At 65.2% G+C, this 19,895-nt stretch carries 28 protein-coding genes, 2 other RNA genes and 1 pseudogene; 29 read left to right on the forward strand and 2 right to left on the reverse strand.

All coding sequences use genetic code 11. The features are described from left to right. Positions 1 to 178 precede the first annotated feature (178 nt). Positions 179 to 766 (reverse strand): DUF4875 domain-containing protein, encoded by a 588-nt coding sequence (locus tag G495_RS21830; RefSeq protein ID WP_156939713.1) that lies wholly within the window; start codon positions 764 to 766, stop codon positions 179 to 181. A 32-nt stretch (positions 767 to 798) separates the two neighbouring features. Continuing rightward, positions 799 to 1,482, reverse strand: a complete 684-nt coding sequence (locus tag G495_RS21280; protein WP_084458277.1) for a LexA family transcriptional regulator — start codon at positions 1,480 to 1,482, stop codon at positions 799 to 801. Positions 1,483 to 1,743: 261 nt separating this feature from the next. Here G495_RS21280 and G495_RS0113500 point away from each other — a divergent pair, with 261 nt between their 5' ends. The 29 genes and pseudogenes from G495_RS0113500 to G495_RS19265 form a co-directional block, all read left to right on the forward strand. Further along, complete coding sequence (locus G495_RS0113500) at positions 1,744 to 2,184, forward strand: hypothetical protein (RefSeq protein WP_028588237.1); 441 nt, start codon at positions 1,744 to 1,746, stop codon at positions 2,182 to 2,184. Continuing rightward, the gene (locus tag G495_RS0113505) at positions 2,181 to 2,441 is read left to right on the forward strand and encodes a helix-turn-helix domain-containing protein (RefSeq protein ID WP_028588238.1); all 261 of its coding nucleotides are present in this window, start codon (positions 2,181 to 2,183) and stop codon (positions 2,439 to 2,441) included. The genes G495_RS0113500 and G495_RS0113505 overlap by 4 nt, the downstream gene beginning before the upstream one ends. A 5-nt stretch (positions 2,442 to 2,446) precedes the next feature. Continuing rightward, positions 2,447 to 4,690, forward strand: coding sequence for a DDE-type integrase/transposase/recombinase (locus tag G495_RS0113510; protein ID WP_245588438.1), 2,244 nt, complete (start codon positions 2,447 to 2,449; stop codon positions 4,688 to 4,690). Between the two features lie 30 nt (positions 4,691 to 4,720). Then, positions 4,721 to 5,500 carry an AAA family ATPase gene (locus G495_RS0113515; RefSeq protein WP_028588240.1) on the forward strand — a complete coding sequence of 260 codons (780 nt, stop codon included), beginning with the start codon at positions 4,721 to 4,723 and terminating at the stop codon, positions 5,498 to 5,500. Then, positions 5,500 to 6,090 carry a hypothetical protein gene (locus G495_RS20580; RefSeq protein WP_051445390.1) on the forward strand — a complete coding sequence of 197 codons (591 nt, stop codon included), beginning with the start codon at positions 5,500 to 5,502 and terminating at the stop codon, positions 6,088 to 6,090. The genes G495_RS0113515 and G495_RS20580 overlap by 1 nt, the downstream gene beginning before the upstream one ends. Then, positions 6,087 to 6,467: a hypothetical protein gene (locus tag G495_RS0113525; protein ID WP_028588241.1), complete on the forward strand. Its 381-nt coding sequence runs from the start codon at positions 6,087 to 6,089 to the stop codon at positions 6,465 to 6,467. Before G495_RS20580 ends, G495_RS0113525 begins: the two co-directional genes overlap by 4 nt. Further along, positions 6,464 to 6,826, forward strand: coding sequence for a hypothetical protein (locus G495_RS0113530; protein ID WP_028588242.1), 363 nt, complete (start codon positions 6,464 to 6,466; stop codon positions 6,824 to 6,826). Before G495_RS0113525 ends, G495_RS0113530 begins: the two co-directional genes overlap by 4 nt. A 182-nt stretch (positions 6,827 to 7,008) precedes the next feature. Continuing rightward, positions 7,009 to 7,524 carry a host-nuclease inhibitor Gam family protein gene (locus tag G495_RS0113535; RefSeq protein WP_028588243.1) on the forward strand — a complete coding sequence of 172 codons (516 nt, stop codon included), beginning with the start codon at positions 7,009 to 7,011 and terminating at the stop codon, positions 7,522 to 7,524. Between the two features lie 111 nt (positions 7,525 to 7,635). Then, positions 7,636 to 7,923: an HU family DNA-binding protein gene (locus G495_RS0113545; RefSeq protein ID WP_028588244.1), complete on the forward strand. Its 288-nt coding sequence runs from the start codon at positions 7,636 to 7,638 to the stop codon at positions 7,921 to 7,923. Further along, positions 7,916 to 8,134: a hypothetical protein gene (locus G495_RS0113550; RefSeq protein ID WP_028588245.1), complete on the forward strand. Its 219-nt coding sequence runs from the start codon at positions 7,916 to 7,918 to the stop codon at positions 8,132 to 8,134. The genes G495_RS0113545 and G495_RS0113550 overlap by 8 nt, the downstream gene beginning before the upstream one ends. After that, positions 8,134 to 8,200, forward strand: an RNA gene (locus G495_RS21285) — hammerhead ribozyme type II. The genes G495_RS0113550 and G495_RS21285 overlap by 1 nt, the downstream gene beginning before the upstream one ends. Before the next feature lie 11 nt (positions 8,201 to 8,211). After that, positions 8,212 to 8,466 (forward strand): hypothetical protein, encoded by a 255-nt coding sequence (locus tag G495_RS0113555; protein ID WP_028588246.1) that lies wholly within the window; start codon positions 8,212 to 8,214, stop codon positions 8,464 to 8,466. Between the two features lie 25 nt (positions 8,467 to 8,491). After that, positions 8,492 to 8,782: a DUF6874 family protein gene (locus tag G495_RS19235; protein WP_051445391.1), complete on the forward strand. Its 291-nt coding sequence runs from the start codon at positions 8,492 to 8,494 to the stop codon at positions 8,780 to 8,782. 3 nt (positions 8,783 to 8,785) lie between these two features. After that, positions 8,786 to 8,852: hammerhead ribozyme type II (locus tag G495_RS21290), an RNA gene on the forward strand. Between the two features lie 83 nt (positions 8,853 to 8,935). Beyond that, on the forward strand, positions 8,936 to 9,145 hold the full coding sequence (locus G495_RS22255) for a hypothetical protein (protein WP_035252284.1): 210 nt from the start codon (positions 8,936 to 8,938) through the stop codon (positions 9,143 to 9,145). Further along, positions 9,145 to 9,579, forward strand: a complete 435-nt coding sequence (locus G495_RS0113570) for a hypothetical protein (RefSeq protein WP_028588248.1) — start codon at positions 9,145 to 9,147, stop codon at positions 9,577 to 9,579. The genes G495_RS22255 and G495_RS0113570 overlap by 1 nt, the downstream gene beginning before the upstream one ends. Continuing rightward, positions 9,572 to 10,012, forward strand: coding sequence for a hypothetical protein (locus tag G495_RS0113575; protein ID WP_028588249.1), 441 nt, complete (start codon positions 9,572 to 9,574; stop codon positions 10,010 to 10,012). Before G495_RS0113570 ends, G495_RS0113575 begins: the two co-directional genes overlap by 8 nt. Next, positions 10,009 to 10,557 (forward strand): gp16 family protein, encoded by a 549-nt coding sequence (locus G495_RS19240; protein WP_051445392.1) that lies wholly within the window; start codon positions 10,009 to 10,011, stop codon positions 10,555 to 10,557. Before G495_RS0113575 ends, G495_RS19240 begins: the two co-directional genes overlap by 4 nt. Then, positions 10,554 to 10,946 (forward strand): hypothetical protein, encoded by a 393-nt coding sequence (locus G495_RS0113585; RefSeq protein WP_028588250.1) that lies wholly within the window; start codon positions 10,554 to 10,556, stop codon positions 10,944 to 10,946. Before G495_RS19240 ends, G495_RS0113585 begins: the two co-directional genes overlap by 4 nt. Positions 10,947 to 11,117: 171 nt before the next feature. Further along, on the forward strand, positions 11,118 to 11,528 hold the full coding sequence (locus tag G495_RS19245; protein ID WP_156939714.1) for a DUF5675 family protein: 411 nt from the start codon (positions 11,118 to 11,120) through the stop codon (positions 11,526 to 11,528). 172 nt (positions 11,529 to 11,700) lie between these two features. Further along, the gene (locus tag G495_RS0113595; protein ID WP_028588251.1) at positions 11,701 to 12,318 is read left to right on the forward strand and encodes a 3TM-type holin; all 618 of its coding nucleotides are present in this window, start codon (positions 11,701 to 11,703) and stop codon (positions 12,316 to 12,318) included. Positions 12,319 to 12,320: 2 nt separating this feature from the next. Beyond that, on the forward strand, positions 12,321 to 12,650 hold the full coding sequence (locus G495_RS19250; RefSeq protein ID WP_035252287.1) for a DUF2730 family protein: 330 nt from the start codon (positions 12,321 to 12,323) through the stop codon (positions 12,648 to 12,650). Continuing rightward, positions 12,647 to 12,943, forward strand: a complete 297-nt coding sequence (locus G495_RS0113605) for a VpaChn25_0724 family phage protein (protein ID WP_028588252.1) — start codon at positions 12,647 to 12,649, stop codon at positions 12,941 to 12,943. Before G495_RS19250 ends, G495_RS0113605 begins: the two co-directional genes overlap by 4 nt. Before the next feature lie 3 nt (positions 12,944 to 12,946). Continuing rightward, complete coding sequence (locus G495_RS0113610) at positions 12,947 to 13,549, forward strand: DUF3486 family protein (protein ID WP_084458283.1); 603 nt, start codon at positions 12,947 to 12,949, stop codon at positions 13,547 to 13,549. After that, positions 13,530 to 15,230, forward strand: a complete 1,701-nt coding sequence (locus G495_RS19255; RefSeq protein ID WP_211234148.1) for a hypothetical protein — start codon at positions 13,530 to 13,532, stop codon at positions 15,228 to 15,230. Before G495_RS0113610 ends, G495_RS19255 begins: the two co-directional genes overlap by 20 nt. After that, positions 15,223 to 16,665, forward strand: coding sequence for a DUF935 domain-containing protein (locus G495_RS0113620; RefSeq protein WP_028588254.1), 1,443 nt, complete (start codon positions 15,223 to 15,225; stop codon positions 16,663 to 16,665). Before G495_RS19255 ends, G495_RS0113620 begins: the two co-directional genes overlap by 8 nt. Beyond that, positions 16,652 to 17,872, forward strand: coding sequence for a PBECR2 nuclease fold domain-containing protein (locus tag G495_RS19260; RefSeq protein WP_035252292.1), 1,221 nt, complete (start codon positions 16,652 to 16,654; stop codon positions 17,870 to 17,872). Before G495_RS0113620 ends, G495_RS19260 begins: the two co-directional genes overlap by 14 nt. A gap of 307 nt (positions 17,873 to 18,179) precedes the next feature. Continuing rightward, positions 18,180 to 19,088 carry an LAPAL motif-containing putative phage structural protein gene (locus G495_RS0113630; RefSeq protein ID WP_035252294.1) on the forward strand — a complete coding sequence of 303 codons (909 nt, stop codon included), beginning with the start codon at positions 18,180 to 18,182 and terminating at the stop codon, positions 19,086 to 19,088. Between the two features lie 129 nt (positions 19,089 to 19,217). Beyond that, positions 19,218 to 19,895: pseudogene (locus G495_RS19265) on the forward strand (hypothetical protein); the annotation flags it as partial.

The following is a 19,895-nucleotide window of genomic DNA, read 5'->3' on the forward strand; positions in this document are numbered from 1 at the left end:
TGTGTTTAGCCAGATAGTCTTGGACAAGTGAGGCAGTGCGGGACCATGCGGGAACTCGTGGGACAACGCCACGGCTGGCGTGGGTTTTCGATCTGGTCGGGTGCGGAACAGCGGCGGGCCGCCCTGCCACTTATCTTTGGACAAGGCGGCCCGTTACGCCACTTATATTGGGACGAGCCTAATTCACCAGATATGGCACAGGGGTGAGCGATGCGGGACGTGTTTCAGCAGGGAGTCCCAGCTTCTCAGCCATCACCCTATAACAATCCAAAGCAGGCAAATCGGTGCAGGCATGAGAAGCACCTGCGGTGTCTGCTTTTTTGTACATAACGTCAATAGCTTCCCGCAATTTTTCCTGGTCCTCTGTCGGCGTCACTTCGGTGCCCAAGACATCCCACATTTTACCCGGATCTTTCCCTGACAGTCCTTTCCCGTCCGGCACGAAAACAGCCTTAGAAAGCAAAGTCTCCCCTAGTATCGTTGAACTGCTTGGCCCGATGGCCATCCAAGAAATCGCCACGTCGCAGTCGTATTTTTGCTGCAAATCGTAGGCAGCCTTCATGGCTGTATGCACTCGCTCCAGAAATGTTGAGTCCTTCTTCTCAACGTAGAAGGCCACGTTCATTCTCTTCCTGCCTGGGAAGCTGAAATCATCCGTCTTGATTACAATATACGGCAATGCGTGCGGAGTCTCCGGAGCCGATCCTCCGCATGAGGCGAGCAGGAAAAGCATTGTGATGATGCAGAGGTGTTTTAAGAAAAGCATGATATCCTCATGTGCAGATATAGAGAAAACAGCTATACTTCGCGACCTACCCACAGAACTCGTCCGATCACTCGGACATTCAAAGATTCGTCCCTCAAATCTACTTTTATTAACGAATACAGAGGGTTGGCACTCCTTAGAACGTACGTCCCTGGCTCTTTGTCCACATACTTAACCAATACCTCGTCATCCATTCCGATGGCGTACGCGCCTCCTGCCACGATGTCGACCTGGGACTGATCTATCAAAACCATATCGCGGTCCTTGATGTCCGGTTCCATTGAATCCCCAGTGACATACATCAGGACCATTTTCGACGCCTGACCCTTGCTTCGCAGCCACTTGCTCTTGAAAGCATAGCGCTCTTCAATGTCATCCGACGTCTCCAGCGAGCCGGACCCTGCCGACAGACGCGCCTTAACTCTTGGGACCATGAGCAGATCTCGGGCGCCTTCTTGTGGCGCACGGTCACGCTCCTCCGATGGCCCCGAGTCGCTTCTACGCATCGCCCCCAGACCGAAGAATAGCCAGTCCGTTGAAACGTCATATTTTTTCGATACGTCGACCACCCAAGCCGGTGGAATTTTCCCTTTCTTTTTAGCGTTGTAGATCGATTGGCTGCTTATGCCAAGGCGATCCGCGAGAACCGCCTCAGTCGGCGAGCCTGTGGAAGCGAGCAAGCGCTGAAGGATTTCTTCCCAAGTTGCATCTTCCATAAGCGAACCTGCAACCAAAGATGCAAGTGCCGGGGCATTGCAAACCATTGGTGTAACTTAAAGTGTGGCTAAGGCTGGCGCAAGAAACCTGCAACCAAACTTTTGGTTGACTTTTTTAAACCAACGGTGTTTAAAGTCCTTGCGGGCGGTTGATTCCTGACTACAACAATTCACCTCACGGTACAGCCGCTCCGCCTAACGGTCAACGTCTGCCATTTCACGAAAACAGGACGTCGACCAAAGGAATCACGGACGGCGATCATGCGGCAATTCTCCCTCTTCGACAGCACGACCAACCGCCTCTCCTTGATTGACCGGGAGATAAAGGCGGCCATGGCCGCTGCCTGTAAGCGGTTTTGCGACAGCCATCGAGTGTCACGCGAGGAGGTTGTCGCCCGCATGAACGCCCGCGCAGTCGAGGCCGGAGTGCGCCTCACCGGCGGCAACGCCAAGGAGCTTTCCGACCACATCTTCGCCAAGTGGCTTTCCCCCTCCGCTCCCGACCACATGCCCGGCATCCGGGCGCTGAATGTCTTCATGGATGTGGTGGGCGACCTGTCGCCCTTGTCCGTCCAGGCTGCGGTGCATGACGGCGCGGTCGTCAGCGCCGAGCAGCTGCTGCTGTTGGAGCGAGTCGAGGTGGAGAACCAGATCAAGGCGTTGCAGCGCCGCAAAAAGCAGCTTGAGGAGGCAATTCGATGAACGTCCATGCGGCTGCCGGGCCTGGTCGACACAGGAAGCCCTACCGCATCCGGGAGTATCTGGACGCCAAGGGAATGAACATGGCCGACATCGCCAGGGAGCTTGGCGTCTCCATCCAGGCCGTGTCGGCCACGGTTCGCGGCAGCAGGAACCACCGCAGGGTCCTGGTCGCCTTGCGTGACCTCGGATGCCCTCTCGACGCGCTGAGTCTGCCCGAAGACATGAAGAACGACGAACTGACCCGCAAGGCAGGCTGACCGCCATGGCCGCAAGCAGCACCAACAATAGCACCTACAGCACAAGGGAATTGAGCGATCTCATAAGTGTGTCTCGGCAGGCGATCGACCAGCGAGCAAAGCGCGAAGGCTGGGCCTCGCGCCCGCGCCAGGGCCGGGGCGGCGGCAATGAGTGGCTGGTGTCCTCAATGCCGGAGGAGACGCGCCTAGCCATTGCGAAGCATGAGGCAGAGCGGGCCGCGCAGTCCGAGATCGTGACCGAGGTCTGCGACCGGATGGGGCGCAGGGGCGAGGCTGCGGTGGTGCCCGTGGCGGGGCTGCCGGAGCGGGCGCAGCGGCGCGGCGAGGCCCGCGCGATGGTGCTGACGCTGTTCGACGGCTGGCGCAAGACCTCCGGGCTGCCCACGGGGCGCGCCCGGGTCGAGTTCTGCAAGCTCTACAACGGCGGCCAGGACCGCGAGGCCCTTGCCGTGCCCGACTGGGTGCGGGAGCACGTGGCCACCGTCTCCAAGAATACCCTCATCAACTGGGCCAAGGCCCTGCGCAACAAGGGCGTCGCGGCCCTGGCCGGGCGCTACGGCCAGCACCGCCGGGGCACGGGCGTTATCGACAGCAATCCGGAGCTGCGGGATTTGGTTGTGGGCATGCTCTACAAGTATCCCGGGATCAGTGCTCAAAGCATGAAGGAGGCCATTGAAGCCCGGTTTGCGCGCCCCTGCCAGCCGTCTTTGCGCACCCTCTCCCGCTGGCTGACCAAGTACCGGGAAGCCAACGACAGTCTGCTCACGCGCTGCGCGAACCCGGACGGCTGGCGCAACACGCACCTGTCGGCCACGGGCAACGCCTCCGAGGAAGTCGTCCGCCTGAACCAGCGCTGGGAGTACGACTCCACGGTGGCGGATGTGATGCTGGCGGACGGGCGGCGGCATCACATCATCGGCATCCTCGACGTGTGGTCGCGGCGGGTGCGCTTCCTGGTCTCGCGCACGTCGAAGACGGCGGCCATCAAAGCCCTGACCAGGCGCTGCATCCTGGAGTGGGGTGTGCCGGAGGAAGCCAAGACGGACAACGGCGCGGACTATGTCTCCTACGAGATGCAGCGTTGCTTCCTGTGGCTGGGTGTCACCCAGAACCTCTGTACGCCGTTCAACCCCCAGGAGAAACCCCACATCGAACGGGTGTTCAAGACCTTTTTACACGGCGTTTTCGAGCTGCTTGAAGGCTACGTCGGCCATAGCGTCGTGGACCGTAAGGCCATCGAAAGCCGTAAATCCTTCGCCGATCGGCTGCGCAAGAAGGAATTCAAGGACACGCCTGTGGATATGCGTCTAACCGCCGAGGAGCTGCAAGAGTTCTGCGACTGGTGGACGAGCACGATGTACGAGCACAAGACGCACGGCTCCCTGGGCGTTTCGCCCTTCCAGCAGGCGGCCTCATGGCGCGGCGTGGTGGAGCGGCTCGAAGGCGACAACGCGGAGCGCGCCCTGGACGTCCTGCTGTCCCCGGCGGTCGGCAAGGACGGCTGGCGCACGGTGAGCAAGAAGGGCCTCAAGGTCGACCGGTTCCTGTACGACCACCCGGCCCTGCGCTTGGAGGACGAGGTGCCCGGCGGTCGGGTGCGCGTCCTGCTGGACGAGGCCGACGCGGGGTACGTCTACTGCTTCAACGAGAGCAACGAATTCGTGTGCCGGGCCATGTGCCCCGAGCTGTTGGGCATCTCGCGGCAGGAACTTGCGGAAGCCTGCAAGGCGGCCCAGGCGGAGTACCTGGGCGAGGCGACGCGGGATCTCCAGCGCACGGCCAAGCGGGCAAGGGTGGACACCATCCTGCAAGACATCGTGGCCCACGCCTCCCGCAAGGCCGCGAACATCAGCGCCCTGCCGCAGCCTGCCGAGAGCTACAGCAACCACGCCCTGCGCGAGTCCGGCAAGGCGTTCGCCGCAACCCAGGCCCCCCAGCCCCAGCCGCTCACCGAGGAGCAGGCCGCGCGCCGGGAAGAGCTCAAGCGCCGCTTCCAGGGCAAGGTCTCCACGCTGCCCACCGAGACTCCCGCAGCGCGTGAACAGCGCCTGCGCAAGGAGCGTTTCGCCGAGGCCGAGGAGCTGGAGGCGCAGCTCGAGGCGGGCCAGCCCATTCCCGACGAGAAGGCCGCGTGGCTGGCGAATTACCGGGCGCTGCCGGAATACCGGGTGCAGAAGGCGCACCAGCAGCATGTGCAACAGTTCATGGCCCAGACCAAGAAGGAACATCCCGCAGCCCAGATCGGCTAGCGCGGGAACAACCCACAAGGAGAGCGATCCATGACGAGCGGTAACATGACGGGCACCATCGCACCCCTGAGCAACGTCGCGTTGTTCTCGGAGCTGATGGACAGGGTGGTCAACAGGCCCCGGCACCTGCCCGGGCTGGGCACGTTCCACGGCTTTTCCGGCTACGGGAAGTCGTTCAGCGCCGCTTACGCCGCGAACATCTACCGGGCGCTGCATGTGGAGGTCGGGGCCAGTTGGACGCTGAAGAAGTTCTGCCAGTCCGTGCTGCGCGAGCTGGGCTTCGTGGACAAACGCCGCGACCCCAGGACCGCCCAGGCTGTGGACGTCATGGGCCGCACCATCCCGGACATGGTCGAGCAGATCATTGAGGCGCTGGCCATTGAGGAACGCCCGCTGATCATCGACGAATTCGACCACGTCACGAACTGGGGCGAGAAGAGCGTCAACGTGATCCGCGAGATCCTGGACAAGAGCCAGGGCGCGGTGGTGCTCATCGGCGAGGAGGGGCTGCCCGGCAAGCTCATGGCCTGGGAGCGCGTCCACAACCGGGTGCTGGACTGGGTTCCCGCCCAGCCCGCCAGTTGCGACGACACGCTGATCCTGGCCCAGCTCTACTGCGGCGGGATTGAGATCGCCCCCGACCTGGCCGCCCGGATTACCGACCTGGCCGAGGGCCGGGTGAGGCGGATCTGCGTGAACCTGGAGCGCGTGCGCGAGTTCGCCGCCGGGGCCGGTTTGGGCGTCGTCGACCTCGCGGCCTGGGGCGACCGGCAGCTCTGGAGCGGCAAGCCTCCGGCGAGGAGGGGCTGATGTCCCGCCAACCCATAGACCGGCAGGCGGCCCAGGGCGCGCCGCGCGGCCAAGCCTACATGTGGGCCGTGATGATGGCGCTGGCCGAGTTCACCATCAGCGACGTCGCGGACCGGACCAACGCCGGGCGCGACACCGTGCGGGACTACGTGGTGCGCCTGGAGCGCGGCGGCTACCTGGCCCGGACGGGCCTGCGCGGCGAGGGCCGCTACGAGGCCGTGGTGTACCGGGTGGACCGCAAGTGCCGCGAGTATCCCCGCCTGCGCAAGGACGGCACCGAATGCCCGCCCACCAAGCGCGAATCCATGTGGCGATCCATGCGCATGCTGGGCGAGTTCGGCTACCGCGACCTGACGGTGACGGCCAGCACGGCGGCGACCCCTGTCGCGGACATCGACGCGAAGGACTATCTCAAGCACCTGTACCGCGCGGGCTACCTGAAGGTCACCGCTCCGGCGCACGGCAACAGGCCCGCCCGGTATCGGCTGATCCGCAACACCGGCCCCAAGCCGCCCAAGGTGCAGCGCATCCGGCAGGTGTTCGATCCCAACCTGAACGAGGTGGTGTGGTCCCAGGGGGGTGAGCGATGAGCGCCCGGGCGACCACCCTGGACACCACCCTGGCGGCCTGGGACGGCCTGGCCCCCGATTGGGTCCGCGCCCTGGCCGAGGAGTGCGACCGCGTGGGCAGCCAGCGCATCGCCGCCGAGCGCGTGGGCTACAGCCCCGCCGCCATCAACCAGGTGCTCAAGAACAAGTATCGGGGCAGCCTGGACAGCGTGGCCGTCCGGGTCCGCGCCGTGCTCATGGGCGAGACGGTGTCCTGCCCGATCCTGGGCGTCCTGGACAAGGAGAAGTGCCTGGAGCACCAGGCCAAGCCCTTTTCTGCGGCCAGCAGCCAGCGGGTGCGCCTGTGGCAAGCCTGCCGGGCCTGCGCGCACAACATCAACGGCCAGGAGGTCACATGATAGCCGAGAAGTTGGAAAACATCGCCCTGCGCGCGCGGATGCTGCTGGGCCAGGTCTCCCCGGTGGCGTGGCAGGTGCTGCGCAACGTGCCCGCCGCCCTGGACGCTGCCGCCGTGGAGGCCAGCGCCCTGGAGGCCGGAGAGACGCGAAAGAAGGGCCTGTCCCTGAGCGAGGCCCTGCGCGCGGACATCACCGCGCTGCGCGGCCTGGGCGGGGTGGCCGAGGCGCACAGCTACGAAGCCGTCCGCCCCATCATCCGGGAGCTGGAATATCTGCTGCCCCTGGTCGAGGCCCTGGAGAGCGGCCTGCCCCTGGGGTTTCGGGACGGCGACGGCGATGCGGACCAGCCCGCCGCGTGACGCCGTGCTGGCCATGCTCGGCAACCGCGAACGGGGCAGGCTCCGGCGGGACGCCCGCAGCATCGGTGTGAGTGTCCAGGACAGGCTGGAGGCGGAGCAAGGGGAATCCCGCAGGCTCCCTTTCCTGGGGAGTAAATGCCTAAGTGATAAACGCCTATATCAGGCAAGGAGGAATACACGGAATGGCTAACAGGACAAAACCGAAGGCAACCATAATCGGCACCCTGGAGCAGGCGGAAGGGGCCTTGGCCGAAATCGCCGAGATCGACAGGAGCGTGGCCGCACACGAGGCGCAGCTCAACGAGACCGTCGACCAGGCCAAGGCCGAGGCCAAGGCGCGGTGTGAGCCGCTGCTTACGCGCCGCAAGACGCTGGCGGACGCCCTGGCCACCTTCGCCACCCTGCACCGGGAGGCGCTGTTCGCGCGCCGCAAGAGCCTCGCCCTGAGCTTCGGGACCATCGGCTTCCGCCGGGTCACCAAGCTCCTGACTCTGCCCAAGGTCACCCTGGGCCGCGTGCTTGAGCGCTTGCACGAATGCGGCTTCCTGGACGCAATCCGCACCAAGGAAAGCGTCGACAAGACCGCGATGCAGGACTGGCCGGACGAGCGCCTGGCCACGGTCGGCATGCGCAGACTGAGCGAGGACGAGTTCTACATCGAAGTCGACCAGCAGCGCCTGGGCGACGAAGCGGCGTAAGGCCGTGTGGTGGTATGCCAAGCTCTTCCTAACCCTGGTGCTCGGCAACCTCATCACCGCAGGGATCCTCTGGATTCTGATGCACCACCTGTAACCCCTGGAGAGAGAACCATGAACAAGAAGGAATTCATCAACGCGGTCCACAAGCACATGAGCAACGAGGGCGGCTACAATCGAGCCACCGCTGAACTCGCCGTGGAAGGCATGATCGGAACGATCACCAACGGCCTGGCCCGGGGCGAGGACGTCGTCATCACCGGGTTCGGCGCCTTCAAGACCGAGGGCCGCGAGGCGCGCACCGGACGCAACCCCAAGACCGGGGAACCCGTGCAGATCCCGGCCAAGACGGTGGTCAAGTTCAAGCCCGGCGCGGGCCTCAAGGAGAAGCTCAATGGCTGATCCCGGCCTGTTAGTGAAGGGCCTGTGCTCTACGGCCATGGCCAGGATCGACCACGCAAGGAAGCACCTGGCGCTGGCCGAGGCTGACATCCTGACCGTCTCCGACGGCCAGGGCCTGGACGCCAGGCTGAGCGCCATCCGGTCCGCATGCGAGCATGTGGACATCGCCACATCGGACCTGGAGGGAGCCAAGCTGGTGCTGGAAAGCTAGAGCGAAACCGCCCCCTGCGGGGCGGTCGCCGAGGGGTGGCGCCCTCGGCCTGATGAGCAGCCACAAGGAGCAACACCATGGCGACGTATGAGTTGGACATCACCTTTACGCACAGGAAGACCGTCAGCCTGTCACTGCCCGACGACATCCCGCCGGAGGATGTGCAGGAGTGGGCAGAGGATAGTCTGTGGGAGCTGTTCCGCATCGATCCCGGAGACGCAGTTCTGTGGGACAACGTGGACGATCTGGTGGAGGGAGCGATTGTCGCAGCGGAAATCCAGTGTCTGGACGAGGACGATGAGTATGAGCTGGAAGGCTGGGAACGCCTGTAGTCCACGAAACAGCGAGGAGGGCAACATGGAAATCAATTGGCATCTGGAACCGGAAGAGGTGGCCCTGGTTGAGGCCATAGCAGACAGGTGTATTTCCATCTGCCGCAAGTATGGCTCCCGTGATGTGTCCCGGGATGGAATCCTGATGGACCTGATCGCGACCCATAATCACTCCTGCAAACTGGACCTCGCCAAGCTGGCTGCGGCGCCGGAGTTCGACCTGATGCACGACGTTATGGGCATTCGCCGTCACTTGAACAGAGAGACGGCGCAGCTTGAGGGCCATTTCCTCCCCCGCTGTGCAGCCCCCGCTTAACTCCTGCGAAACCGCCCCCTTCGGGGCGGTCGCCGGGGCGTGGCGGCCTCGGCCTGATGAGCAGCCATACGGAGCAACCATGGGCACCCCCTACCAGGAAAGATCAAGGTCGACCTTTGGAATGACCATTATTCAGTCGGCACCGAGGTCACCGTGCGGGTCTACGACGGTGAAGTCGTGACCACCACGACCGACCGCCCAGCGCGGCTGCTGGACGGCAGGGCCGTCGTGGGCCTGGCCGGAGTGGCCAGCGGCCCGACCGGCGAAGTGGACCTGGCCAAGGTCAGCCCGGTGCGGATCAACTGCGGGCGGACGTCGTCCGTGGCCCTGGAGCTGGCGGAGCTGTCGCCGGAGCGCACCTGATGCCCGGCGCCACGGACAACCGCTTTGCCTACGGCTCGGACATCGGCCAACTGCCGGTGCTGGACCCGCTGTACAGACCGGCGGTGATGCTAGCCGTGGCTATGTACTTCGAGGGCCTAGTGGACGAATTCCGCGAGGCCCAGGAAGCGTGCGAGAGCGACACCACGGGCGAGGCGCATCACCGCGCCTTCGACGCGCTGGCCCTGCTGTGCGTCCTGCGGACCTTCCCTAGCCTCCTGAAGGAACGCGACGCCCTGCGCGCGGACCTGGAGGCTCGGGCCGAGGGGCGTTGCCGGGAGTGCTCCTGCTTTTGCGACGGCGGGTTCTTCCTCCCCGAGGAATGCAGCATGGAGAGGAAGTACGCCGAGGCGTGCCGCAAGCTGGAAGCGGCCCAGCGCGAGCTGCGGGATCTGCGGGAGCCGAAGCATGGATAAGCGCAAGCCCGTGTGTGCGCTGTTGCGTGTGGTTGGACGCAAAACACAGGCGAAAATTCGTGTCTATGCGGCTCAGGAGTTCCCCGGCCACCCTGACGCGGTCGCCGGACGCTACCGCCTTAAGCTCGGGCGGGCCTGGGTCCGCCAGCCCGGAAAATACACCTTCTTCGGCCTGGACGGCCTGGGGCGGGCGCTCGTGGATCTGCTCGGCTTCGGCTCGGTCAAGGCTCCCGGCCCCCGTCCGCACATCCCGGCCCGCACCCGTGTCCGTGTGCCCAACGGTGCGGTGTTGGCCGGGGTGGCGCTGACTGAGCCGACCTGGACGCTGGCACCGCCCCACCTGGGCTACGACGGGCACTGGTACGTCTGGTGCCACCTGTTCGACCGTGGCCATGTGGAGATCCCCGCCGAGGATGTGGAGGTGCTGCGATGAGACGGGGCAAGGACTACCGCAACGCGCTGATCCGCAAGATTCAGGTGGCCCGCCGGGAGATGCCCGGGCTGGACGACGACGTCACCTACCGGGCCGTCCTTGAGCGGGTCACCGGCAAGGACAGCCTGCGGGCCATGAACCTGACGCAACTCGACCAGGTCATCCACGAATTCCACGCCCTGGGCTGGGGCAAGCCCCCGCGTGCCAAGGCTTCCAGGGACACGCACGGCCTCCCCAAGAATTTCCCGCCCAAGCCGGATCCCAAGGCCACGGCGCTGCTGATGACCAAGATCGAAGCACTGCTGGCGGACAAGGACGGGTTCGTGCCGTGGTCCTACGCCAGCGCGATCCTCAAGAGGATGTACCGCGTGGAGCGCCTGGAGTGGGCGACCCCCACGCAGTTGCGTGGCGTCATCACCGCCCTGAGCAAGGGCGGCAAGCGTAAGGGCGGTCAGACGGCCCTGGGCGAGGACGGCAGGGTCTACAAGCGCGTGTGGCGCGGCAACCAGTGGAAGTGGGAACCCCAGGAGGACGCGAGGGCATGAGCCTCGACCCTCAGGACATGACGCACTGGCCCTCGGGCCTGCGCGACGTGGGCGAGATCATCGGCCCGCGCGCGGCGTTGGCGCTGGCCCGCATGGCCGGGGGCGTGAGCTACTATATCCCCAAGCAGCCGACCGAGGGGCATCCGTTTGTGGGCGTCATTGGGGCCGAGGCGTTCGCCGCCCTGTGCGGCGTCTACGGCGGCGACGAACTGACCGTGCCCAGGGGCGAGTGCGACGGGGCCAAGAAGCGCGAGATACTGCGCCTGCTGGCCGAGGGGTTGCCGCAGCGCCGCATCGCCCTGGCCACCGGCGCAACGCAGCGCTACGTCGAGATGCTGGCGGCGCAAGCCCGTCGTGACCAGCCCCAGCCCCGCCTGCCCGGTCTGTAGTGACAAGCCGCAGCCCCTTGTGGCAGAGAAGGGGAAATTTCGCATGGGCGGCCCAGGAATTCCTGGGCCGCCCTTCCTTTTGCCCCCGAACTCTTCGGGGTGCTCTCCGGCCCGCAACGTCGCTACATCCTTTGTGCAATACAGGAGGTTTGTACAATGGATGCGAAGCTGGTGCGTTTTCACGACGGCAAGGACGCCGGAATTATCGGTGTGCTCACTCTGACCGGCGAGGACGGCAGACCGCGCGGTGTGGCCCACACCCTGGAAAAGCCGTGGCGGGGCAACCGGCCCAACGAGAGCTGCATCCCGCCCGGTGTCTACACCTGCACGAGCAGGACTTCCCAAAAATTCGGCCAGACCTTCGAGGTCCGGGACGTACCCGGCAGGACTGACATCCTGTTCCACCGGGGCAACTTCGTGGAGGATACCCAGGGCTGCATCCTCGTGGGGGCCTGGGAGCCCGGCGCGAACATCGTAATCAACTCTAAGGTGCAGATGGCCAAGTTCCGGGAAGCCTTCGGTGGTGTGTCCGAATTCCGACTGACGATCATCGACCTGACCCCGGCAGGCATGGTCGGGTAGGTATGGCCAGGAAGTGCCCCCAATGCCGCGTTCTGCGTCCTCTCGAGGTGTTTCGCACGGCCAGAGGCTACATCTGCGGGACGTGCGCTTGGTGCCGAAAGCAGATTACGGACGCGGCGATCCAAGAACGGGCCGACCTGCTGAGGGCGGCGCACACAAGGAGGAAGACCGAGTGAGTCTCATTGGCAAAATCGGGAAGAATCTGTTGCGCCTGATTCCGGGCGTTGGGCAGGTCGTGACCGTGGTGGACACCGTGGCGGACATCGCCGGGGCCATTGGCGGAGAGACCGGGGCAAAAATCAAACAGGGTGTCGATCTGGTCACCGAGGGCCTGCGCGAAGCCGAAGCCCAAGCGCCCAGCATGACGCCCGAGCAGCGCTTGGCCCTGGAACAGGCTGGTCAGCGGCACGCGGAACGGATGCGTGAGCTGGACCTGGATGACATGCAGGGTGGGCGCGACCTGTCCAAGGCCGAGATCGCCAGCTCCGACGAGTACGTGCGCCGCACCAGGCCCAAGCTGCTGCGCTGGGTTGCGGGAGGCTATCTGGCCCTGTGCGGCCTGGCCCTGCCCCTGGTGGTGGCCGCCGCCGTGTGGGGCGACCTGGGCGACGCCGAGGCGGACCTGCTGGTGTATGTGGTCTGCTGGCTGATCGCCAGCGTGGGCACCATGCTGGCGGCCATGTACCGCAGCTACACCGGCAACCGCACCGCCGAGAAGATGGCCGACATCGGTCAGGCCCCCGAGGGGCTCCTGGACAAACTGGCTAAGCTCAGGGGCTCCGGGAGGTAAGCGTGGAACTGAATCTGGAAGTGGCCGAATTCGTACTGCGCATAGTGCAGGTACTGGTGGTCCCCCTGTTGGGCTGGCTCGGCAAGATCGTGTTGGACCTGCGACGGGAAGTCACGGAGCTGCGGGGCCGGGTCCGAACCAACGAAGACCTCCTCAAGGAACTGCCCGGCAACGGGGAGTGGCACAACCTCTCGTTGTCCATTGAGGGGTTGCGCGGTGACATCAAGCGGGTCGACGCTAAGATAGACGGTGTAGATCGGGTCATCGGCAAGATGGACCGTGTACTGGACCGCCAGGAGGACTACCTGCTGAATTGCGGGAGCAAGAAATGAGCTATGAGAAGTATCTCGTCGAACACCTGCGGATCACTATTCTGCGCCTGCTGCTGGAGCAGACGGATTACACCCTGAACGAGAGTCTGATCGCGGACATGTCCACGGAATACGGCTTCTCGCCGTCCAGGGACCGCGTCCGGAACGAACTGTACTGGCTCCGGGAACAGGGCTTGGTCGAGCTGCGGGAGCCGAGTGGTCTGGCGGTGGCCACGCTCACCGAGCGCGGGGCCGATGTCGCCGCCGGTCGTGCCCTCGCACCGGGCATCAAGCGCCCCTCGCCGGGGAGGTAGGCCATGGCCCGCAAAAAGCGTCCGGGCCGGGGGCGTCCATCGACCATCGACCAACTCCCCGAGGATCTGCGCGTCGAGTTGAACGCTGCCCTACGGGATCGGCGCCTTACACAGCGCGAGATCGTGGAGCATCTCAACGGGCTGCTCCAGGAGCGCGGGCTGGACACCGTCAGCCGCAGCGCGGTCAACCGCTATGCCGTGCAGATCGAAGAGAAGGGCGGCCTGCTGCGCGAGGCGCGGGAAGCCGCCAACGCCATCGTCGGGCGCATCGAAGAAACCGGGGGAGCGGACGTGGGCCGTGCCGTCACGGAATTGGTGAAGAGTCTGACCTTCGACATCGTTGTCAAGGCCAACTCCGAAGGCGAAGATCGCGTCAGCCTGGACACCCTGAAGCAGTTGGCCACGATCTCCGAGCGCATCGAGCGCGCCTCCAAGCTGGGCCTGGACCGTGAGCTGAAGATCATCGAACGCGTGGAGGCGGAAACCAAGCAGGCCGCCGCCGAGGCCGTGGAGAACGCGGGCCGGGAGAAGGGCCTGACCAAGGACACCGTGGAGGCCATCAAGGCGAAGATCCTGGGGGTGCGGGTTGAGCGACGCGACCGGTAAAGGCATCACCCAGGAGGAGTGGGCGGCCCAACTGGCCGACGCCATGGCCGAGGTTTCCAAGGGTAACGGCGTCACCCAGGCGGAATGGGCGACCCTGCGCGCCGCCTCCCGCCAGGCATTCCCCTTTGGGGTGGAAAGCCTGGATATGCTGGATGTGCTCTTGGAGTACCAGCAGAGCGTGCACAGCCTGCTGGATATCTCCCCGGTGGTCGGCATTGAAAAAAGCCGCCGCACCGGTATCACGTGGGGGGTCGGCTCGGTGGCGGTGCTGACCAGCGCCGCCGCACGTTCGGCGGGGGGCATGGACACCCTCTACATCGGCTACAACTTGGACATGGCCAGAGAGTTCATCGACGTCTGCGCCATGTGGGCTAAGGCGTTCAACCGCGCCGCGAGCACGGTGGAGGAGTTCGTCTTCTTCGGCAACAGCGAAGGCGACAAGGACATCAAGGCGTTCCGCATCTCTTTCGTCAGCGGCTACGAGATCGTGGCCTTGTCCTCGCGCCCGCGCTCTCTGCGCGGTCGCCAGGGCCTGGTCATCATCGACGAGGCCGCGTTCCATGACGATCTGCCCGAGCTGCTCAAGGCAGCCATGGCGCTGCTCATCTGGGGTGGGAAGGTGCTCGTCATTTCCACTCACGACGGCGAGGCCAACGCCTTCAACCAGTTTTGCCGCGACATTGAAAGCGGGAGACAGCCCGGCAAGCTGATGCGCCTGGACTTCGACCAGGCGCTACGCCAGGGGCTGTACCAGCGCATCTGCCTGGTCACGGGAAAGGAGTGGTCGCCCGAGGCCGAGGCGGCTTGGCGCGAGGAGATCATCGCCTTCTACGGCGAGAATGCGGCGGAAGAGCTGTTCGTGGTGCCCTCCAAGGGCGGCGGGGCCTACCTGCCGCGCGTGCTGGTGGAGTCCAGGGCTGAGGTGGGCATTCCCGTCCTCCGGCTGGAGATGGACGACGCCTTCACCTTCCGCCCCAAGTGGGAGCGTGAGCGCGTCATTGAGGACTGGTGCAATGAGCATTTGAATCCCTGTTTAAACGCCATGGATCCGACCTTTGAATCCGTCTTCGGCCAGGACTTCGCCCGCAACGTCGACCTGTCCTGCCTCTGGCCCGCACAGATCACGCGCCAGCTGGTGCGTCGCCCGCCGTTCGTCCTGGAGATGCGCAACATCCCCTTCGAGCAGCAGCGTCAGATTCTGTTCTTCGTGGTGGATCGCCTGCCGCGATTCCGGGCCGGGGCGCTGGACGCCACCGGCAACGGCGGCTACCTGGCCGAGGTCGCCGCCCAGCGGTACGGCCCGGGACGCATCGCCCAGGTTCATCTGTCGCAGACCTGGTACGCCGAGTACATGCCCAAGCTGAAGGCGGCCTTCGTCGACGGCACGACCACAACCCCCAGGGACAACGATGTGGTCAACGATCACAGTGCCGTGATGCTCGTGCGTGGCATCCCCATGGTACCGCGCGAGAGCAACAGCGGGGACCACAAGGCCAGGCGTCACGGCGACAGCGCCATCGCCCATGTCCTGTGCTGGAGCGCCAGTCTCATGGACGTCGCGCCCGTGGAGTTTCTCCTGGGGCAGGACGCGGATCACGCCGAGCTGTTCCGCCGCAGCAGGGGGAACGAATTTAACATGAACGCCGGGACCGGCATAGACTGGAGCACGTTCGATGCCTGACACCAAGCCCGACTTGGCGGAGTACTCCGCCGCAGGAAGCGACAACCTGTTCAGCGGCTACGCCGCCGAGATCCTGCCCAACGAGGACCGCGTCCTGACGTCCCTGGGGGGCGATCTTCAGGAGTATGCCAAGCTGCTGCGCGACGAGCAGGTGCAGTCCGGCATGCAGCAGCGCCGGGACGCGGTGATCGCCTGCGAGTTGGAGGTGGTGCCGGGCGGCAACGGCAAGCGGGACAAGATGGCGGCGGACGCTCTCAAGGAGATGCTGGCCGCCCTGGCTTTCGACCGCAAGACCAGGATGATGCTCATGGGCGTGTACTACGGCTACGCCGTGGCCGAGTGCATATGGGGCCGGGACGGCAAGTCCGTGGTTCTGGAGGAGATCAAGGTGCGCAAGCCGTGGCGGTTCGGCTTCGACCGCGACGGCGGGTTGAGGCTGCTCAAGGCTGGGCACCCCTCGGGCCTGGTCATGCCCGACCGCAAGTTCTGGACGTTCAGCGCGGGCGCCGATGATGACGATTCCCCATACGGGCGCGGTCTGGCGCACTTCCTGTGGTGGCCGGTGTTCCTCAAGCGCAACGGGGCGAAGTTCTGGGCGCAGTTCCTGGATCGCTTCGGCAGCCCGCACACCAAGGCCACCTATCCTGCCAACGCCACGGACGAGCAGAAGCGCACAGCCATGGAGGCCGCCAAGGCGTTGCGCTCCGGCGGAGTCACAGCCTTCCCGGACGGCTTCGACGTGGCCCTGGTGGAGGCCACGGGCAACGGCAAGGGCAACTACGAGGGGTTTTTGAAGTATTGGGATAGCGCCATCTCCAAGGTCATCCTGTCCCAGACGGCGACCACCGAGGCGGGTCCGTACGTAGGCACGGCCAACGTCCACGGGCAGGTGCGCCGCGAGGTCATCAAGAGCGATGCCGACCTGTGCTGCGAATCGTTCAACGGCGGGGTGGCGCGGTGGTTGACCGAGTGGAACTACCCGGGGGCCGTGCCGCCGCAGATCTGGCGCGTCAACCAGGATGTCGAGAAGGACAAGGCCGTCATCGAGCGCGACGAGAAGCTCTACTCCATCGGCCTGGAGCTGACCGACGACGCCGTGCGCGAACGCTACGGCGACGGCTACCGCCGCCGGGCCGTCCTCGCCGGAGAGGCCGGGGCATCCTTCGCCGAGGCGGGCGACGCCCACGCGGATCCCGACGACGCGGAGCTGCTGGCCGAGCAGTTGGACGTGGTCTCGGCCCCGTCCATGCAGGCCGTGGTCGACCGCGTCCGCCAGCTCGTCATGTCCCCGGACGTGGTCTCCCTGGATGAACTGGGGCAGTGCCTGGTGGAGCTGTACCCGGAGCTGGACATGAGCGACCTGGCCAGCCTGCTGGCGGACGCCATGGCTTTGTCCGAACTCCAGGGAATGGACGCGCTCAATGAGCGACGCTAAGGCCAAGGGCACCCCGTTTCGGGAGGCCATCGACTACTTCCGCGACAAGGTCCGCCTCCCGACCAGGCACTGGACGGACGTCTACGAGGAGGCCCATGCCCGGGCCTTCGTCGTGGCTGGGGCAGTCAAGGACGATCTGCTGGCCGACTTCCAGCGGTCCATCGCCCGGGCCAGTGAGGAGGGGCGGACCCTGGAGGACTTCCGCAAGGACTTCGACTCCATCGTGCAGCGCCACGGCTGGAGCTACAACGGCTCCAGGGGCTGGCGCTCCAAGACCATCTACCACACCAACATGCGCCAGGCGCACATGGCCGGACGCTGGCAGCAGGCGCAGCGGCTCAAGAAGACGCGGCCCTACCTGCGCTACGTGGCCCTCCAAGGCGGCGACCGCAGGCCCGAGCACCAGGCGCTGCACGGCACCGTCCGGCCCGTGGACGATCCGTTCTGGGACGTCTACATGCCGCAGAACGGCTGGGGCTGTAAGTGCAGCGTGCAGAGCCTGTCCGACGCGGACCTGAAGCGCTACGGCCTGAGCGTGTCTCCGCCGCCGCAGATCCAGTACGAAAAGCGCACCATCAACACCCCCGGCGGCCCCCGCGAGGTCACCGTTCCTCATGGCGTGGATCCCGGCTTCGCGTACAACCCGGGCAAGGCCGCCTGGGGAAGGCAGCTCTCCGAGAAGGCCATGGCCGACTACAAGGCGTCGGGCGCATGGAAGAAGTGGACGCGCCTGACCCCGGGCGACTACGCCTCGGCGGGGCGCGGCCTGGTGCCCATGGACAAGCCGCTGGCCAGGCTGGGCGAGAAGGCCAAGGGAGTGGCGGGCGTGCGCGCCGCCCTGGAGAAGGCCCTGGGCGGGAAGGAGAAGGTGTTCACCCTGGCCGACGACTCCGCGCTGCTGCTCAACGCCGAGGCCATGGCGGCCCACCTCCCCGTGGAGCGGTCGCCGTTCATCCCGCTGCTGCCCGAGGTGCTGACCTCGCCCCACGAGATCTGGGTTTCGTTCGAGCGTCACGAGGTCACGGGGCGCATCGCCCTGCGCAAGCGGCTGATCAAGGTGGTGGCGCTCGGCGAGGAAAACAAGCTGCTCTTGCTGGTGGCCAACGCGTCGCGCGGCCTGTTCGAGGGCTGGACGTTCATCCCCATCCGCAGGCTCCAGGAGGCGAACCGGCACAGGATCGGAATGCTGTTGTGGGGACGTGAGTAAGGTGGGTGGGGGTCATGCGCGATGTGGCCGCGCGACCACCAGGCGTGGGTTGTCGGAGCCACATCCCGACCCACGCCGTCGCTTGTTCATTCTATATACACCTTGCGTGGCCAGGTCAAATACCGCCGGACGGCGAGAAGGCGTCTGTGCGGTTTTTCTTGCGCGAGTGCGGCCCGATGGTCTAGGAATTGTTTAAACAAAAAATTAAACGCAATTCCGGGCGAATGAGCGGTATGCGGTCCAGGCTGTCCAGCCGCTTTGACAGGCACGGCGGTTTCGGGCGATAGCCCCCGCCGAGGAGGCGAGGATGAGCAGCAAGGCAAGTTTTCACGTACTCTACGACGGCCCGGCCCTGGCCGGGCATGAGATGGATATCCGGGAGCTGGCCCCGGCCCTGTTGGCTATCTCCGACATCCTGGAGGGAGCGAACGAGGTTTTCAACGACGACCGCGCATCCATCAGCGTCAGCGTCCGGGCCTCCTTCGAGCGCGGCTCCTTCGGCGTCGACCTCGTCACGGTCCAGAGCATCTGGGACAGCTTGAGCGGGATGCTGACCTCCGCGAACGTGGTGGCGGCCAAGGAGCTTGTGGAGTGGATCGGCCTGGGCGGCGGCGGCCTCATCGCGTTCATCAAGTGGGTCCGGGGCCGCCGGATCAAGAAGGTCGAGCCGCTCCCGGACGGCAAGGTCAAGATCATCATCGAAGATGACAGCCAGGTCATCCCCGAGACGCTGCTCAAACTGTACCAGGACATGAAGGTCCGCAAGGGGCTGGAGAGCGCCATCAGCAAGCCCCTGGAACGCGAAGGCGTGGACACCTTCGCCGCTCGGTCAGCCCCGGAGTCGGGGTCCGTTTTCGTGGGCAAGGAAGAGGCTCGCCACTTCCGTGTGCCGGTGCAGGAAGACGAGTTGCTCTCTGAAGAGGTGCGGACAACGAACTTGCAACTCAAAAGCATCAAGTTTAAAGAGGGAAATAAGTGGGAGTTCTATGACGGCGCATCCGAATATTCGGCCAGCATCGCAGACCAGGCCTTCCTGAAGCGGATCGACGAAAACCAGCTAGCGTTCGCCAAGAATGACATCCTGGAAGCCGAAGTGCTGGAACGTCAGTACCAGACCGACAAAGGCCTGCGGACGGAGCGCACCATTTTGAAGATCAAGGCTCACCGCCCTTCCGTCCGCCAGATTCGGCTCCCGTTCGCCGACCCGGAAGAATAGCCCAGCCTTTCCCCCAGCCATTTCGAGGCACCCCGAACACTTCGGGGTGCCTTTCTTTTTGCCTCCGGTGCATTGCTGCTGCGTAGACCGCAGAGAACCGAGCACCGACCAGCAAGGAGGCAACATGCGATGAGCAAGAAGAGACCCCTGGAGATCTTCCGGGCGGGCACCCACATCACCAGCGGCGGCGACCAGATCGCCTTCGCCGAAAGCGACCTGGCCGCCTCGGCCAGCGCCTACGATCCGGCGCTGCACGAGGCTCCGCTCGTGGTCGGGCATCCCCGGCACGACGCCCCGGCCTACGGCTGGGTGGAGGGCCTGGCCGCCGAGGGCGGCGCCCTGCTCGCCGCGCCCAGGCAGGTGGACGCCGCATTCGCCGAGATGGTGGGCGCGGGACGCTTCAAGAAGATCTCGGCGTCGTTCTACCGGCCCGACTCCCCCAGCAATCCCGTGCCCGGCGTCTACTACCTGCGCCACGTCGGCTTTCTGGGCGCCCAGCCCCCGGCGGTGAAGGGACTTGTCTCCGCCGAGTTCGCCGGGTCCGACGCGGACTGCGTGACCGTGGAGTTCGAGGAGGCCCTGCTGGGCACCCCCATCGCGCGGCTGTTCCGCTCGCTGCGGGAATGGATCGTGGAGAAGTTCGGACGCGAGGAGGCCGACAAGGCTCTGGACGGTTACAGGGTGGACTGGCTCCAGGAGGATGCCGCCCAGGCCGCCGCCGAGAGCGACACCGCGTTCGTCGAGGAAGACCATCAGCCCGGGGCTGCCCCGGCGAGACAGGAGAATCCCATGGACAGGCAGAAATCC

This window comes from Desulfocurvus vexinensis DSM 17965 (assembly GCF_000519125.1).
GTDB lineage: Bacteria > Desulfobacterota > Desulfovibrionia > Desulfovibrionales > Desulfovibrionaceae > Desulfocurvus > Desulfocurvus vexinensis.

Bases quoted from the DNA above. Each gene is read 5' to 3' on its own strand.
- G495_RS0113610 (WP_084458283.1), top strand. From the start codon at position 12,947: ATGGCCCGCAAAAAGCGTCCGGGCCGGGGGCGTCCATCGACCATCGAC.
- G495_RS0113605 (WP_028588252.1), top strand. From the start codon at position 12,647: ATGAGCTATGAGAAGTATCTCGTCGAACACCTGCGGATCACTATTCTG.
- G495_RS0113530 (WP_028588242.1), top strand. From the start codon at position 6,464: ATGATAGCCGAGAAGTTGGAAAACATCGCCCTGCGCGCGCGGATGCTG.
- G495_RS20580 (WP_051445390.1), top strand. From the start codon at position 5,500: ATGTCCCGCCAACCCATAGACCGGCAGGCGGCCCAGGGCGCGCCGCGC.
- G495_RS19235 (WP_051445391.1), top strand. From the start codon at position 8,492: ATGGAAATCAATTGGCATCTGGAACCGGAAGAGGTGGCCCTGGTTGAG.
- G495_RS0113545 (WP_028588244.1), top strand. From the start codon at position 7,636: ATGAACAAGAAGGAATTCATCAACGCGGTCCACAAGCACATGAGCAAC.
- G495_RS0113525 (WP_028588241.1), top strand. From the start codon at position 6,087: ATGAGCGCCCGGGCGACCACCCTGGACACCACCCTGGCGGCCTGGGAC.
- G495_RS0113570 (WP_028588248.1), top strand. From the start codon at position 9,145: ATGCCCGGCGCCACGGACAACCGCTTTGCCTACGGCTCGGACATCGGC.
- G495_RS0113535 (WP_028588243.1), top strand. From the start codon at position 7,009: ATGGCTAACAGGACAAAACCGAAGGCAACCATAATCGGCACCCTGGAG.
- G495_RS0113510 (WP_245588438.1), top strand. From the start codon at position 2,447: ATGGCCGCAAGCAGCACCAACAATAGCACCTACAGCACAAGGGAATTG.
- G495_RS0113620 (WP_028588254.1), top strand. From the start codon at position 15,223: ATGCCTGACACCAAGCCCGACTTGGCGGAGTACTCCGCCGCAGGAAGC.
- G495_RS0113515 (WP_028588240.1), top strand. From the start codon at position 4,721: ATGACGAGCGGTAACATGACGGGCACCATCGCACCCCTGAGCAACGTC.
- G495_RS19240 (WP_051445392.1), top strand. From the start codon at position 10,009: ATGAGACGGGGCAAGGACTACCGCAACGCGCTGATCCGCAAGATTCAG.
- G495_RS0113575 (WP_028588249.1), top strand. From the start codon at position 9,572: ATGGATAAGCGCAAGCCCGTGTGTGCGCTGTTGCGTGTGGTTGGACGC.
- G495_RS21280 (WP_084458277.1), bottom strand. From the start codon at position 1,482: ATGGAAGATGCAACTTGGGAAGAAATCCTTCAGCGCTTGCTCGCTTCC.
- G495_RS0113550 (WP_028588245.1), top strand. From the start codon at position 7,916: ATGGCTGATCCCGGCCTGTTAGTGAAGGGCCTGTGCTCTACGGCCATG.
- G495_RS0113500 (WP_028588237.1), top strand. From the start codon at position 1,744: ATGCGGCAATTCTCCCTCTTCGACAGCACGACCAACCGCCTCTCCTTG.
- G495_RS19260 (WP_035252292.1), top strand. From the start codon at position 16,652: ATGAGCGACGCTAAGGCCAAGGGCACCCCGTTTCGGGAGGCCATCGAC.
- G495_RS0113555 (WP_028588246.1), top strand. From the start codon at position 8,212: ATGGCGACGTATGAGTTGGACATCACCTTTACGCACAGGAAGACCGTC.
- G495_RS0113585 (WP_028588250.1), top strand. From the start codon at position 10,554: ATGAGCCTCGACCCTCAGGACATGACGCACTGGCCCTCGGGCCTGCGC.
- G495_RS0113505 (WP_028588238.1), top strand. From the start codon at position 2,181: ATGAACGTCCATGCGGCTGCCGGGCCTGGTCGACACAGGAAGCCCTAC.
- G495_RS0113630 (WP_035252294.1), top strand. From the start codon at position 18,180: ATGAGCAGCAAGGCAAGTTTTCACGTACTCTACGACGGCCCGGCCCTG.
- G495_RS21830 (WP_156939713.1), bottom strand. From the start codon at position 766: ATGCTTTTCTTAAAACACCTCTGCATCATCACAATGCTTTTCCTGCTC.